General features: G+C 44.0%; 12 protein-coding genes and 1 tRNA gene. 4 read left to right on the plus strand and 9 right to left on the minus strand.

The features are described 5' to 3' along the window. Window positions 1–578 precede the first annotated feature (578 nt). Window positions 579–1982 carry a T9SS type A sorting domain-containing protein gene (locus H6571_04840; GenBank protein MCB9323051.1) on the minus strand — a complete coding sequence of 468 codons (1404 nt, stop codon included), beginning with the start codon at window positions 1980–1982 and terminating at the stop codon, window positions 579–581. Further along, window positions 1979–3760 (minus strand): HYR domain-containing protein, encoded by a 1782-nt coding sequence (locus tag H6571_04845; protein ID MCB9323052.1) that lies wholly within the window; start codon window positions 3758–3760, stop codon window positions 1979–1981. Before H6571_04845 ends, H6571_04840 begins: the two co-directional genes overlap by 4 nt. Before the next feature lie 734 nt (window positions 3761–4494). On the opposite strand from H6571_04845, the gene H6571_04850 reads away from it, so the two are divergent. Then, window positions 4495–4938, plus strand: a complete 444-nt coding sequence (locus H6571_04850) for a cytochrome c (protein ID MCB9323053.1) — start codon at window positions 4495–4497, stop codon at window positions 4936–4938. 164 nt (window positions 4939–5102) lie between these two features. Here the strand turns inward: H6571_04850 and H6571_04855 are convergent, their stop codons facing one another. The 6 genes from H6571_04855 to H6571_04880 form a co-directional block, all read right to left on the minus strand. Then, window positions 5103–6149 (minus strand): FAD:protein FMN transferase, encoded by a 1047-nt coding sequence (locus H6571_04855; protein MCB9323054.1) that lies wholly within the window; start codon window positions 6147–6149, stop codon window positions 5103–5105. Between the two features lie 210 nt (window positions 6150–6359). Next, complete coding sequence (locus H6571_04860) at window positions 6360–7781, minus strand: redoxin domain-containing protein (protein ID MCB9323055.1); 1422 nt, start codon at window positions 7779–7781, stop codon at window positions 6360–6362. 105 nt (window positions 7782–7886) lie between these two features. Next, a complete protein-coding gene (locus tag H6571_04865) occupies window positions 7887–8978 on the minus strand; it encodes a hypothetical protein (GenBank protein MCB9323056.1) in 1092 nt (363 codons plus the stop codon). Beyond that, entirely contained in the window at window positions 8962–9687 is a 726-nt protein-coding gene (locus H6571_04870) for an NRDE family protein (protein ID MCB9323057.1), read from the minus strand. Before H6571_04870 ends, H6571_04865 begins: the two co-directional genes overlap by 17 nt. Window positions 9688–9933: 246 nt before the next feature. Beyond that, window positions 9934–10599 carry a nitroreductase family protein gene (locus H6571_04875; protein ID MCB9323058.1) on the minus strand — a complete coding sequence of 222 codons (666 nt, stop codon included), beginning with the start codon at window positions 10597–10599 and terminating at the stop codon, window positions 9934–9936. Window positions 10600–10773: 174 nt separating this feature from the next. Then, window positions 10774–11469, minus strand: a complete 696-nt coding sequence (locus H6571_04880) for an SDR family oxidoreductase (GenBank protein ID MCB9323059.1) — start codon at window positions 11467–11469, stop codon at window positions 10774–10776. 263 nt (window positions 11470–11732) lie between these two features. Here H6571_04880 and H6571_04885 point away from each other — a divergent pair, with 263 nt between their 5' ends. The 3 genes from H6571_04885 (at window position 11733) to H6571_04895 (ending at window position 13743) form a co-directional block, all read left to right on the plus strand. Further along, entirely contained in the window at window positions 11733–12479 is a 747-nt protein-coding gene (locus H6571_04885) for an ABC transporter permease (protein MCB9323060.1), read from the plus strand. Between the two features lie 54 nt (window positions 12480–12533). After that, on the plus strand, window positions 12534–13319 hold the full coding sequence (locus tag H6571_04890; protein MCB9323061.1) for an ATP-binding cassette domain-containing protein: 786 nt from the start codon (window positions 12534–12536) through the stop codon (window positions 13317–13319). A gap of 340 nt (window positions 13320–13659) precedes the next feature. After that, window positions 13660–13743 (plus strand) — tRNA-Leu (locus H6571_04895). A gap of 268 nt (window positions 13744–14011) precedes the next feature. On the opposite strand, the gene H6571_04900 is transcribed toward H6571_04895, so the two are convergent. Next, window positions 14012–15367, minus strand: a complete 1356-nt coding sequence (locus H6571_04900) for an NAD-dependent succinate-semialdehyde dehydrogenase (protein ID MCB9323062.1) — start codon at window positions 15365–15367, stop codon at window positions 14012–14014. Between the last annotated feature and the right edge of the window lie 344 nt (window positions 15368–15711).

The raw sequence follows: 15711 nt of genomic DNA on the forward strand, positions 1-15711 counted from the left end.
GACTTAAGTAATTGGTTAATAAAAATTAAATTAGTTCATATCAATACCTTCTCCGTCTTACTGCATAAGACTTGCAGCAATGGAAAAGGGAAATTGCCTTCCCCGACCTGTGGCACGGGAACCTGTGCCGCACATAAAATGTTGGGATTTCGCTGCGCTCAACCTGTCACCGTTTGGAAATTAGATAAATAGCCTTAAAGGTTGCCCGGAGGCAAAACTGTTGTGTTGATTGGAAAGTATGTAAACAGAGGGGATCAAAAAAAAACTTAATTGCTTTTGTTTACGTAAAAGTAAAAAAAAGGTTGCGTAATTGTCAAAAAAAAAATGCAACCCGGTAAAAATAAATTATACTTTGGCCTCCGCCCCGGCCCTTTAGTGGAGTCGGCGCAGAAAAATGTAAATTAATTTTGAACCATTCCTGTTTTTTTGCCCCCTGCAGGAGCATCCAAAATCTGGTATTAAAGTGCCTCGACCCTTTCCTGGTTTCCGCTTTTTTTCGCCACAAAAAAGCACCCCGATCCACATAATGTGAACCGGGGTGAATTTGGGCATCAAATGCCAAATATACTTAACGTGATTTATTTACTCAATACGATTTGCTTGCTCACACTTACTCCATCTGCCGTGAGGTTCAGGTAATAAAGGCCATTTGCAAAACGGCTGTCTCCCAAATCTATGTTTATGGTCGACTGCTCCAGGGTTTCAATATGCTTGAACCATACCTGCTCTCCCAGAATATTGTACACCGCCAGTTCAATGGATTTACCAATGTAATCCTCTACTGTAATATTCACTACTCCCGAAGATGGGTTAGGGAATACCGTCAGATTAGCCAATCTCTCTGTTGGTGTATCCAGAGATTCCGGAGTTGGGTTAACCGCTGCTGCCAATGGTAAATTGTCGCCACCATTACAGGAACTGACTGGTGCATAACGCCAGGCCACGCCCGCTGCTATTCCAAATACATTAAAACCACTTGGTGGATTTTGATCCCGATAAGTTACCATACCCACAATCACATTACCAGTTGGCGCAAACTGAGCAGGCTGAGCAGATCCTGCTGCTCCTCCAATTAATGGCATAAGTGTGCTTGAAGTATTAGGACTTCCGGCAATTACCTCTGATAGGGGTTTTGAATATCCGCTAACCCGGTCAATTGCACATCCTATTCGTAACTCAGCTCCTACCATTACCTGGCCAGCGGCTGCATCAACGGGACCGTCCTGCACCCCTTCCGCTAAAGAACCATTAGCGCAGGTGACGATCACGGAATTGCCTAAGGTTCCGTTTGCATTAAGTTGTTTACACCTCAGGCTAAACTGGCTGATTACCTCAGTTCCATAATTATTCCCTTCAAGCCCTTGATAACCCACCACTACGTATCCCGGAGGACAATCGCAGGTAGTAGAAGGTGGAGGATTAGTCCCGCAAAAGCCGGTCACAGATTTTGTTATTGGAGCAAGTGATCCACCCACTGCGCCAACAGCAACACAATTGCTGCCGCCATTATCCAGGTCACCGCAATTCAGGTTCCAGCCCCAAACCACGTTATCCCCGGAAGTCAGGTCATCCGAGATGAACAATCCGTTCATGTAGGTGGTCAGATAAGCGCCTGAGTCCCCTGCTTTGAGGCCTTCCGGTGCATAAATATCCACCCAAACGATTGATCCCTGGCCTACAGAAGCATTATCGCCTACGTAAACCACTACCGATGGACCTCCTTCCACATTCACATTACACAACGGCCCGATATTCATTTTCGCCCTGATCTTCAGGTTACAATCCTCATTGAAATTGAGCGTTGATCCTTTGGCCATCGTCAGGCTCTTCATGTACATCTCTCCGTTGCCGATAGTCAGCGTAGCGCCACTCTTAACATAAACATTTCCGTAGTTCGTGCCCGAAAGGGTTACGTTTCCTGTTATGATCTGGTTATTATTATCCAGGTAAGGTTTGACACCAAAAGCAGCAGGAAGATTCACCGGTGAATTGAATTGATATAATTCGCCACCGTACTGCTGCCGTCAATCTGTGCTGCTGCTGACCTCATGAAGGTCATGATATTGGAATTGTGTTGTACAGAAACTTCATCGCCATCCTGTACACCAACGCCACCACTGACTACGGTTGATTCATCCATATCCAGCTGGTCATCCACGATGATCGTATGCGCGGACAATAAGGTCGACAGATCATAATTCACAACCGTAGATACGGTTGTAGAACAACCATTGTCATCTGTTACGATCACTGTATAAGTGCCGTTGGCCGTCACCAAAAGCTCCTGTCCATCGCCTAAAAAGTTTTCTCCCTGGTACCATTCAAAGCTGAGTGGTTCCGCAAGAGCTGCTATGTTGGTCACTTTGGCAAATAAAACCTTCACCCCCTGACACCATTCCGGTACATTAGACGGGTCGATCTCTACTTGTGGTAGCGGATTGATGGTGATCTTGAAGGAACAGGTAGCTTCCAGCCCTGCACCATCTGTAAAGGTGTAAACCACATTGTGCTCGCCTACACCAAAGAAATCGCCACTATTGTAATTGCTGCTTACCGTAGGCTCCACACAGTTATCAGTGGCTGTTGGAGTTTGCCAGTATACGTTCTGTGCACCACAGAGATCTTGTCCTTCAGGACAGGAAGTAACTATAGGGCCTTCGGCTGCGTCGTCGCAGACGCCTTCGCAGCTCAGGCTCAGTTCAAAATTCCCTGTAGATGTACCAAATCCGTGGACCAGGAAGAAATACTGGACTCCGAGAACAGAGGTAAAGGTAACTGTAGATCTTAAGGAACTAAAACTGCAATTGAAATCATCATCACTCCCGCCCACGCAGGACAATACTTCACAATTCCCGGAGAATACGGAGAGTTTGGTGTCATAATTGGTACCTGCGTTACAGGTGGAAATCGTAACCTGGGTTCCATCACCGGTCCACTTGTACCAGACGCCGGGAGCAGTATTGCCCGTACCGCAGAATTCCATATTATCGGGAGTAGCACCCACAGTAGATCCTGTCACGCTTGCACCGCATTCAATAGACAATGCACCGCAGGAATCGTCATTGGATAACCCTTCGGCACAGCTAGTCAGGCTCAGTTCAAAATTCCCTGTATTAGAACTAAATCCGTGAACCAGGAAATAATACTGGACGCCGGAAGTAGAGTTAAAGGTAACTGTAGATCTAGTGGAACCAAAACTGCAATTGAAATCATCATCACCCCCCCCCACACAGGACAATACTTCACAATTCCCGGAGAATACGGAGAGTTTGGTGTCATAATTGGTACCCGCGTTACAGGTGGAAACCGTAACCTGAGCGCCGTCACCGGTCCACTTGTACCAGACGCCGGGAGCAGTATTGCTCGTACCGCAAGATCCCACATCGTCAAAAGTAGCCCCTTGAGTCGTACCGGATTGATTGGTGCCGCAATCGATGGCCAGGGCACTGCATACGTCATCATTGACGACGCCACCACCACATGGTACACAATCAGGTCCGCCACAATCGACACCAGTTTCGTTTCCATTCTGGATGCCGTCATCGCAGGTCGGTTGCGCGCCGCCACAGAGTTGCGCTGCTTCACTGGCACAAACACTATCCCATGAATTATTACAACAGAATGGGTCTACAGCACATACCGTAGCCTCGCAAGCTGGATCAGAGCAACCTAATCCGCCGTGGGGAACTAAACAATCGCCCTGTGCCTGCAGGCTTTGTGACATAAAAGTCATCAATACCACCATTAAGACAGTATTCACAACACTTAAACAAATTCGTAAATAATTTTTTTCCATAATAAATCGACTTAAGTAATTGGTTAATAAAAATTAAATTAGTTCATATCAATACCTTCTCCGTCTTACCGCATAAGACTTGCAGCAATGGAAAAGGGAAATTGCCTTCCCCTACCTGTGGCACGGGAACCTGTGCCGCACATAAAATGTTGGGATTTCGCTGCGCTCAACCTGTCACCGTTTGGAAATTTAATAAATAGCCTTTCAGATTGCCCGGAGGCAAAACTGCTGTTTTGATTGGAAAGTATGCGTGTATGTGAGTTCAAAAAATAAGTTTCAAAAAGAAACCAGCTCCTATTTATTTTATCAACAGGAGATTTTTTGTTTCAGAGAAAAGCGCTAAGACGTTTAACAAATATCAGAAATTAAATTATAAAATAAAATTAATTTTAAAACATTCTTACTTTTTTAATTATTGAAATCTTTTTATTGGAAAAAATGTCTGTGTCCAAATCTTTCAAGTAAAATAAAACTTTTCTCCAAACCATTAATCCACTTGTATTATTTTCCTTTTTCAGCCGTTAGGAACCCTTGATTATTGCTTTTTACGTATAGCAATTTAAAAGGTTGCATTTTTTTAAAGAAAAAAAACATCAATCCTTCATTTCGATGACAATTATCATCCCAAATGGTAATGTTTATCAATATAGATTATGGAATAATCATTTAAATTGCTTGAAGTATAAAAAATTATTGATATGAAAAAACTGACATTATCCACGAAAAAGCTTAGAAGCTTCCTGATTATGCTGGCTTCGACATTTATTTTGGCTGCCTTTTTCACTTCCTGCGAGTCGCCTCCGCCTGAAAATTCAAGGGCCACCCAGATTCAAAAAGGCAAGGCCACTTTTGACAAATACTGTGTTTCATGCCATGCAGACCGGGGCAATGGTCCGGCATCAGATACCCTTAAGGTAAAACCTGCGGATCTGACCCAGATCGTTGCACGGAGAAAAAGCAAGGAATTTCCTGTCATGGAAATCGCCCGTTACATTGACGGCAGACAATTCGTCGCTGCCCACGGCACCCGCGAGATGCCTATTTGGGGGGATGTTTTTGCCAGCCAGCAAGAGATGGACGAAACGGATATAAAAGGTACGCTGGGTGAGTTGATCGCCTACCTGATCAGCATTCAGGAATAGTAGTTTTGAGCCTTTACCGCTCATCAAATAAAATCATGAACAGAGTTATCCCGAATTTTACCTAATGGTAAAGTTCGGGATATTTCTTGTAATCTATTGATTATCAATTCTCTTGGTATTTATTTTCCGGAATAAGCTTCGGTAAGGAACTTACGGGATTCGTATTATTGGGCAGTTTCAAGATACTTCGCTGCCCCTGGAGTGTATTTAACGCCCATGCTGCCATCTTCTTTGCCATAAATGAAAAAAGCTTCGATCTCCGGCATTTCAGCAGCCAGGGCATAGGCTTTTTCCAGTCCCATAACCATAAAAGCGGTGGCATACGCATCCGCCGTCATACAATCAGGTGCAAAGACCGTGGCGCTGAGCAGGTCATTTTTTTCAGGAAAGCCCGTTTTGGGGTTGATCGTGTGTCCATATTTGTACCCTTCAGTCTGATAATAGTTACGATGATTTCCGGAAGTGGCAATGGCGGCATCCGACAAACTGACTACGGTGTGTACTTCATCCACGGCTGCATCCTCCCGGGGGACGCTAATGCCCACCTTCCAGTCTTGACCACGCGGGCTCTTTCCGTGAGCGACCAGTTCCCCTCCAATATCCACCAGGTAATCTTTAATGCCTTTGGACTGAAAAAAGGCACCAACGGCATCCACTCCCCCACCCTTGGCACAGGCACTGAAATCCAGGGCCACCCCGGGATCCTGCTTGAACACGATGATGTCGTCGCCCTGTTGCTCCAGGCGCACCTTGTCAAATCCCACGTATTGTTTTAAAGAATCCACTTTTTTTTGATCGATTTCCGTCACGGCCCTTTTTATGGAAGTGCCAAATCCCCAGTAATTTACCAAAGGCATTACGGTAGGGTCAAAACTGCCCCGGGTTTTTTCATAAACCTTTTTCGCCAATTTGAAATTCGACGCAAAATAATCATTGGGCAACCCGGTCAATCGAATGGAATCCCCTGCATTATTGACCCGGGTTATGGTGGATCCTTTTTCATAGGTGGATACCTCATTGTTTACAACCCTTAACAAATCATCCACTTCCCCCTGGAAATTGCGATTTTCCGGATCATTGTAGGTAATGTTATAGGTAGTCCCCATTGTATTTCCGTGCAGCCGTAGGTAAGACACCGTTTGCTCCACCCCTTCATTCCCTGAACAGGCTGATAAAACCAGAAAGCTCAATATTGGCAGGAGGTTTTTCATAGCGTTGATCTTTGATTGATGACGATTTTTTTTCGTTAAAGAATGGTTCAAGTTGAGCGCAGCGAAATACCGACATTTCATGTACGGCACAGGTCCCCGTACCGTTAGATCTGAAACAATTTTGGAACGAAATCAAACAAATTGAAACTATTGCTGTGTGGCACCTGGTTTCACATTACATCATTGATTTCCCGGCAATTCATCCCTTTATCACTTTTCCTCCGATTCCTCCTTATTCATTTCGATGATCTTGTCCATGACTTCTTCCAATTGTTCGGCTCCAATTCTTTTGGTAATGATCTCTTTATTTCTATCGAGCACAAAAATCTGTGGAGTGGATTTAATATTGTACAATTTCATGGATCTGAAATAGGGATCATAGGTATGTATCCAGTCCTGGATCTCATTTTCATCCACATACTTCCAGCATTCAGGTATTTCATCTTTGCTTTTGGTACAAACCGCCACAATTTTCACTCCTTTATCCTTATATTTATCATAAAAATCCTTCATGAACGGAGATGATTTTTTGCAATGTCCGCAATCATACCTCCAAAAGTAAAGGATGGTGTACTCCGATTCAATTTCACTCAACTTAACCATTCCGCCGCTTCTTTTTTCGAGCAGCAGATCGGGAGCTGTCTTTCCGATCAGGGTAGGTTTGAGGTCCTTCACATTTTCCAGGATTTTAGCCAGCTGCTCTTCGTCCACCCAGGGAGCTTTGCCGGTAGCATAATATTTCTCAGCCAGGTCAACATAAACAGCATCCATCCCCACAATTTTGGAGGTGGCAAATTCATTCAAAAAATGGATGACATAAAATTTGAAGGTCTCCGGGGCGGGTTCCATGGCATCCAGAACCTGCTCAATGGCCTTGAAAATGGTATCCGGATGCTGAACCTGCAATTTATTAACGAAATAATCCACCCGCTGGAAAAGGAAAGGGGTTCGCAACATACAGGGATTGGCCAGGTCGAGGTTGTCAAAATAGTGCTTTTGCATATAGCGCCATTGTTTCACCTGAACTTCTTCATCGGTGCCCTCAAACTCCGGCATATCCACCCTTAATGTGGATTGAATGATCTGGGCGGTAAGCGTACCGGCATGTTTTTCCAGCACATTTAACTGGTAAGATTCTACCTCTTTATTCAGATCGTCCAGTTTTTGCTGAATCTTGTTTTTTGCCGCGTCGTCCGTGGCTGCTTCTTTCTCTTTATTCAGTGCTTCTGCTTTTGGGGAACGTTCGTTCAGGAAATTCAGGTATTTAAAAAACATTGAATTTTCCTCAGAACCCTCTATTTTGGCATGGCCGACCAAATCATCCATATCTGTTGTCAGCGTGAATCGCTGTTCCTGGTCGTTGATCAGCAACTGAAAAAATTTATTGTCAGGTTTCAATACAACGAGGTAAACCCCGCAATCCATCGCCTCTTCCCCTTTAAACTGAAAAAAGCCTTTGGCATCCACTTCTACCGTATCCCGTATATATTGTTTGTCGCCCAAATGATAAGCAAGCAACAATTCTTTTTCTTCATATCCTTTGATTTTGATCTTAAAATCGTATCCGTCGGCGGCAAAAATATTGATGACGAAAAAACTCAAAACGACGAATAAAAAAATTTTCTTAAGCATATTTATAGTTTTGATTTAACAAAAGTTGGGTAAATATCAGATTTATCCCGGCAAAACAACCAACAGAAAAATCCATTATGTTTTCTTTAACAAAAAGTCAGCGGGTCATGTTGTTCCCTCTTGCGTTAATAAGTCGTTAATACGGTTGATATTTTTAATATACCTCCGGTGTTCCAGCAGTGTTTTGATCATTTTTGCAATTCCAAAATAAGGCACTCCATGGCGATGATTGATGCTGGCTAATTTCCAGATAATGGTCCAATGCCTCCCAATGGTGCTGATGGCTCCCAGAAAACTTATGTGTTTGGGATCGTAAATATGCGTTGGCTCTGCCCCTATGCCGTTGATTTCTATCACTTTGATGCCATGCCCTGTTTTCAGATCTTCGAACGCCTCACACTTGAGATCAAACCGACAAAAATGAATCCCATTCAACTGATCGACGATCTTGGTGTAAGTCACCTCCATCTCCTCATCGATCATATCATTTCCATTGATAAAAGTCGTTCCTTTTGAATGATTGCCAATGGTTCCGAGTGGCACCGCCTCCCCCAATCCGGGGACCGTTTCAAGTAGTGTTCCGTAAGATGCTTTTAATCGGTCAATTTGCAGCAATGCCCGATCGCTGTTTTTTACCAGTTCCATTACCGTTGAAGATCCGTCCCCCGTCACAGAGAGGTACTTTTTAAGGGTAACGGAAGTGATTTTTCCTTTTTCCTGGCCGGGGAATCGGTGAAAATGAACGCCTGCCTCCCTGGAAAGGGCAATATATTCCTGTATAAGAAAATCAAGAGGAAATTGCTCCAGGTAGGCTTTAAGATCGGTATCGTTTTTTATCTTTTTTACAAGCAGCCCCCGGTAACCGATATCCGGCTTCGCGATAACAGGATAGGTCAGCCCTTCCGCGTCCATTTTATTCCTGATTTGATCAAAATCCTCACCCACTTCCGCCAATACAGTCTTGGGACGCAGGGCCTCTGGCAACATCATGATGGTTTCGTATTTGGATTCCATGCCCGTTCCTCCTGTAAAAATTCCGGGATTGGTGGCGGTCATAAAAAATGGATGCCTGGCGCGAATGGCGAGGAAAATATAGTAAAAAAAAAGTGGCCCGTAGAAAGTGAAGATGGGCCAGTATTCCCACTGGGTCAGCCGGGTGTATCGATTCCTCCAGGTAATGTTATTCAGCCAGTTCACTATTTAAATCCAGTTTTGTTTGTTGATTCGTTTCATTGAGCAAATCGAAATAGGTCATTTCAATTGCTGTCGACTTTTTCTCCACACGGGTAATTCCTATAGTCTGGACCTTTCCGTCCCTGTTCATCACCACATCATTCCTGATATCGCCGTCTCCTGCCGTTTGGTGGAACTCCAGGATATGTCCGAAAGGATCCTCTTTGTATTGCTGCTTCCAGGTTTCAAACCAGGTTAACCGTTTTTGTTGTGCCGTTTCATCATACAAAGTCCAAGATGCCCAAAGGTGGAATTCTGCTGCATTAAGAGACGTGATAATGGTATTTTCTTCATCCCATCGTAATTCCCACAACTTTCCGTACTCGGCGATCACAAAAGTAAAAGGCTCCATGCCTTCAAAGTCATATTGTTCGAAAAAAGATTCGGCATTGGGGAAATTGAAAAAATTGAGCACCATAATGCCCCGGCTGCGTTTGTAGGGCGGACGATGTTTGTGTTTTTTATACGACCCGTTGAGGAGACAAACGACCCTGTTGGAGGAAGCCATAGCGATCCAGGTACCTCCCGCCCCTTTATCTCTTGGAAAGGTGATCCTGACGGTCCCTATCTCCAGCACTCCGAAATCATCGGCCGAGCGGCCCGGGGCCTCATCCCTGTTGGAGGTAAGTACAAAGTTGTTCCCGCTGTCCGGAATGTAAGTTACTGTACACATTTTGCTTGATGAATGTTGATTGTTGATATTGGTGTATGGGGGTTAAATGGTTTCAGGTGGTTTCAGATGGTTCTCAGGTGGTTTCAGATGGTCCCGGCACTGGGTGCACGAGGATCTCCCTTCAGTCGATTTCAGAATGGTTTTACTGGGTAAAACAACAACTTTGAAACAATTTGAAACAACTTTGAAACAAACTGAACCATTTTAATAAAAATTTTCATTTCACCCAGCCCCAGATTGCTCTATTCATTCCCAGAAAACACTGATTTCCTCCAGTGGTTTTCTCGTCAGATCCGGAACTTTTGGATGGTCTGCCGGAAAGCCGACAGGAATCAGTAAAAAAGGCCTTTCGTTTTCGGGGCGATTGAGTATTTTCTGCAAAAACCGCATGGGACTGGGCGTATGGGTTAAGGCGACCAATCCTGCGTTATGAATGGCGGTCAGCAATACCCCGGTAGCCAGGCCAACGGATTCATTGACATAATAATTCTTCATTTTTGCTCCTTCCACCTCGTCATAAGCCTTTTTAAAAACCACGATAAGCCAGGGGGCTGTTTCCAGGAATTCTTTTTGTTCATTGGTTTCAAAAACTTTAAGGTCTTCAAGCCATTCCTCAGACATTCGGCCATGGTAATTTTCAAATTCTTCCTGTTCCGCCGCTTTTCGGATCTCCTTTTTTATTTCAGGGTTGCTGACAGCACAAAAGACCCAGGGTTGTTTGTGCGCACCGGACGGAGCGGTGGAAGCTGTTTTGATGATATTTTCAATTATGATCCTGTCAACCGGTTTGGAGGAAAATTCGCGAACCGTCCTGCGCCGGTCCATGAACCGGTAGTATTCCTCGCTTTTTTCTCTGGCTTCTTGTTCCGTCAAACGAAGTACATGATAAGGGACGTAGTTTGATGTATGCATGGCTAATAAAGGTTGAAGTTAAATTGATCCGTCCAATCGGTAATCTCTCATTTCATTGGGAGACTTCTTCGGGGCAATTAGCTGGCCCAATTGGGCGGTTACGGAGGAAATTCCAGAACGATATTTAACCCAATTTGTTAATTTTGAACATTGACTTTTTCGGGTTTACCCGGCTCAAGGGGTGGATAAGGCCACGGGCAAAATTTTTCCATTAAAAAACCGGTGTCCGTACTCCGCAAAATAAGCGACAAAGGCTGCCATTTCCTCACTACTCACCGGAGCCTCGTAACCGGGAAAGGCTTCGGCCAGCATTTCTGTCTGCACTGCCCCCAATGCCAGGCAATTCACGGCTATATTTTTTTCCCTGAACTCTTCGGCCAGACATTCGGTCAGGCTTGCCAGGGCCGCTTTGCTGGAACTATAAGCTGCCAGGCCAGGAAATTTGGAAGCCCCTTGAAATCCGCCCATACTACTGATATTCAACACATGAGCCCGGGCGCTTTTTTCCAGCCAGGGCAGGCAAGTTCTGATCAATTCCGCCGGTCCAAAAACATTAACCCCATAAACCTCCTTCCAGTTTTCCGAGGAAAGTTCAATAAAGGGTTTGTTGACCAGTTTACCGGCATTGTTGATGATGACATCCACTTTATCCCATGATTCCAGTTTTTGAACTAGCCCGGTGCTGTCCGGATTGAGCAAATCAAAAGGCAGGAACTCTATATTATGATGCAAAACTTCCTCTTTAAGGAGTTCGAGTTGCCGGGTATTTCGGGAAAGGAGCAATAATTGGTGACGCTTATTTTGTGCCAGCAAAACCGCTGTTTCCAACCCGATTCCCCTGCTGGCCCCGGTAATGATAATGTTCATAATGTTTGAATTTGGGCGAAAATTACAAAATATGAACGTGCCTGTAGAATTAATATCCTTGTTTTTTGAGTCAAGCCTTTTTTCACCTGATGATTTCAGTGCCAATAGAGCAGGCAGTATGGCTGGAGAATCGCACAAAATGTCTGAATTTATCCCTATTATTCATCAATTGATCTATTAAGGACAAATAAGCGGAAGAACAAACCCTTAAAATTTATATTTTTCCATAGATTTGCCGTCGCTTTATTTATGGACAACCATATAATATGATTATAACGAAACTCCTATATCATGTCGGTCGGTATTTCCTGATGCTCAAGACGGCTTTTTCGAGGCCTGAAAAAGCCATCATGTACTACCGCGAAACCATCCGCCAGATGCATGATATCGGCATTGGCTCCCTTATCATTGTTGGCCTGATCTCTATTTTCATCGGTGCGGTTACGGCAGTTCAGTTCGCTTACCAGCTGGATGGAACGCTGGTACCAAAGTATTATATCGGTTATGTCGTCCGCGACATTACCATTATTGAACTGGCTCCTACCATTACGTGCCTGGTATTGGCCGGCAAGGTAGGTTCAAATATTGCGGCAGAGATTGGAGGGATGCGCCAGAAAGAACACATCGACGCCATGGAGATCATGGGAGTCAACACGGCTGCTTACCTCATCATGCCCAAGATCATCGCCGCAGTGATCATCATTCCCGTTTTGGTGGCCCTTGCTGCTTTTGTCGGGATCATTGGCGGATATATGGCTTCTGTTTTTACAGGCATGTTATCCAACGCTGAATACATCCAGGGCCTGCGTTCTTTTTTTGTAGAAAAAAACATGACACTGCTTTTTGTAAAAGCAACCGTTTTCGCTTTCCTGCTGACCAGCGTATCATCTTATATGGGTTTTTATGTCAAAGGGGGAAGTATTGAACTCGGGAAAGCCAGCACCAATGCGGTGGTCATGAGTGATATCCTGATCCTGCTGGCAGATTATATCATCGCTGTAATGTTCACTTAATAATAGTGCCCTGTCACACGTCAAAAATACCATTACACAACCCAAGAGAAATTCATGATACGGACCGAAAATTTATTTAAATCATTCGACGATACGGAAGTGCTCAAGGGCATCACCACTGAATTTTATCCCGGTAAGACCAATCTCATTATCGGACGAAGCGGTGCCGGAAAAACCGTGCTGCTGAAATTGCTCATCGGACTGATCAATCCTACCCAGGGCAAGGTCTGGTATGATAATGTGGACTTTTATGCTTTAAAATCCCAGGAAATAAGAAATATCAGAATGAAAGTGGGCATGCTCTTCCAGGCCTCGGCCCTCTTTGATTCCATGACGGTTGAACAAAACGTAAGGTTTCCCCTGGATATGTTCACCAACATGACGGCCAAAGAAAAACTCAACCGAATCAACTACTGCCTGGATCGGGTGAGCCTTGAAGGGGTCAACGATAAATACCCTTCTGAAACCAGTGGAGGTATGCAAAAAAGAATCGGAATCGCACGAGCCATCGTATTGGAACCCAAATACCTGTTTTGTGACGAACCCAACTCCGGCCTCGACCCCAAAACGGCACTGCTCATCGATGAATTGATCCGCGACATCACCATCGAAAACAATATTACCACCGTAATCAATACGCACGATATGAACTCAGTTATGGAAATCGGGGATAATGTCATTTTGTTGTACAAAGGTCAAATCGCCTGGCGCGGCAGCAATGAAGAGGTCCTGGAAAGTGATAATGATATCCTGCAGGATTTTATGTTTGCTTCCCCTTTCCTCCAGCGGTTGCGTGATGCAGCCATGAAGGAAGGAGTTTCGCTTAAGCGGAATCAATAGAGGGTTCAAGTCTGTTCAATTTGTTCAAATTGTTCAAATTGTTCCAGGTTCTTTTTTGAAGAATCGTTGTTTTGTTTGATGTTGTTTGGACGTTTTTCGGTTTTCATTTTTTCATTCTTTCTTTTACCCTTGGCTCCCGCCTCTGAAGGCCATGTTTTGCGGTTCCTTCCCATTTGGTTTGGTTTTCCCTAAAATTCAATGCTTTTCATGATAGCAGAAAATTACTTTTAAATTTTGCATTTTAAATTTTACATTTTAAATTTATTTGGTTTACCTTTGCGAAGCTTTTTTAAAAACCTCTGATAAATTACTTTTATAAGGAGTAATTTATTCCAACTTTGCCCAGGTGGTGGAATTGGTAGACACGCCAGCTTGAGGGGCTGGTGCTCGCAAGGGCGTGCAGGTTCGACTCCTGTTCTGGGCACTACCAAGAAAAAAATCCCGAATTTTATCTGATTAGATGAAGTTCGGGATTTTTCTTTGATAAAAAGAGGTAAACGCAAATGGAAACAGGTTCAACGTTTGTGAAATCCCTTACCGACAGGTCGGGATGACCTCCTATAACAGGGTGTCCGGAATAAATCAGTTTTTGGGCCATAGATTAGGTGTTTTGAGACAAAAAATTACTTTTTCTCCCCCACCCCCCTTTTCCCCACTAGCCTCCCAGGCTCGTATTCTCATTCCATTTATGGCTATTTCAAATAGACTGTTTTTCTGTTAACAAACTCCATAATACCCTCTTTGGCCAATTCACGGCCATAACCGGACTTTTTAGTACCGCCAAAAGGCAATCTCGGGTCCGACTTTACCAATTCGTTTATAAAATAAGCCCCATCGCTAACCCTATCCGCATATTCCAGTGCCAATGCAATATTTGAAGTGCAAACCGTTACGCCAAGTCCGTATTTCGATTGTTCGGAAAGGTCAAAAGCGTGATCTATGTCTTTAGCCTTAATCATGGCGGCGAGGGGGCCAAAGGTTTCTTCATGAAATGCCGGCATCCCTGGATGTACATTACCTAAAATAGTAGGCCCATGATAACAACCTTGCTGATGGCCTCCAAGCAACAATTGCGCCCCTTGCTTTACAGATTCCTTTACCTGACGATTGAGCTGGTCTGCCAGATCTTTACGCGCCAGGGGTCCAACCTGAGTGGTTTCGTCCATCGGATCGCCAGATTTTAATTTACTCACGGCCAGCGTAAATTTGGAAACAAATTCATCATAAATGCCTTCCACTAAAATAAAGCGTTTTGCCGCGATACAGCTTTGTCCGCAATTGAGCATCCTGGCGGTAAGGGCCGTTTTTACAGTTTTATCAATATCCGCATCGTCCAAAACAATGAAAGCATTGTTCCCGCCAAGTTCTAAAACCGACTTTTTGATATGCCTTCCGGCAATTTCGGCCACCGCGGAACCTGCTCTTTCACTGCCGGTCAACGTAACTGCCCTTACCCCATCATGGGAGATAATCTGTTCGGTCAGGTCGTGATGAACTATAAGATTTTGAAATACCCCGGGTGGATATCCTGCTTTTTCAAAAACTCCTTCAATGTGTCTGGCACACCCAAAAACGTTTGGGGCATGTTTTAATAGTCCCGTGTTTCCGGCAGTCAAAGTTGGAGCCGCAAACCTGAAAACCTGCCAAAACGGAAAATTCCAGGGCATGATGGCCAGCACTGTACCTAAAGGGTCATGCCTTACAAAACTCTGTTGGGCATCGGTCGCAATGAGTTCATCAACAAGGAAAGCCACCGCATTTTCAGCATAATAATCGCATACCCAGGCACATTTATTGACTTCCGCTCTGGACTCTGAAATAGGTTTGCCCATTTCCAGGGTAATCGTTTTAGCGTATTCTTCCACATTATCCCGTAATACCTGGCCTGCTTTTTTAATAAGACTCACCCGTTTGGAAAGGGGCTCTTTACTCCAGGTTTTAAAAGCATTTTGTGCGTTATTGAGTTTTGTGGCTGTTTCCTCTTTTGACAGTGCAGTATAAGAACCAACTTCTTTGTTATTGTAGGGATTTATACTTTTGAACTCCATTTATTTTGAAATTTTAATTTGTAAGACTTCCACTCAGCAAGGTTTTCGTTCATAAAACTTTTCATTTTCCAATGTTCAGACAAAAACTGACCTAATAATTGGTTCATTAATTCTTCAGAAGAATACTTAAAAAAAGCAGGGCTTTTTCAAACGTTTGAGACCTAAAATAATGTTTATCATTTTGATCCATTTTTAGAGTAGATTCAGGCATGCAATTTAAGGATAATTTCACTTTCTTTTTTCTAAAGATGGGCTGTGCCAGATATTTTACCCTTTTTCAGCCAAAGTCAAAACCTCCCTCGTTTTCTACAGATGGTTCATAGACGATCAGCTTGAACTTAGCA

The sequence above is a fragment of the Lewinellaceae bacterium genome (genome assembly GCA_020636105.1).
GTDB lineage: Bacteria > Bacteroidota > Bacteroidia > Chitinophagales > Saprospiraceae > BCD1.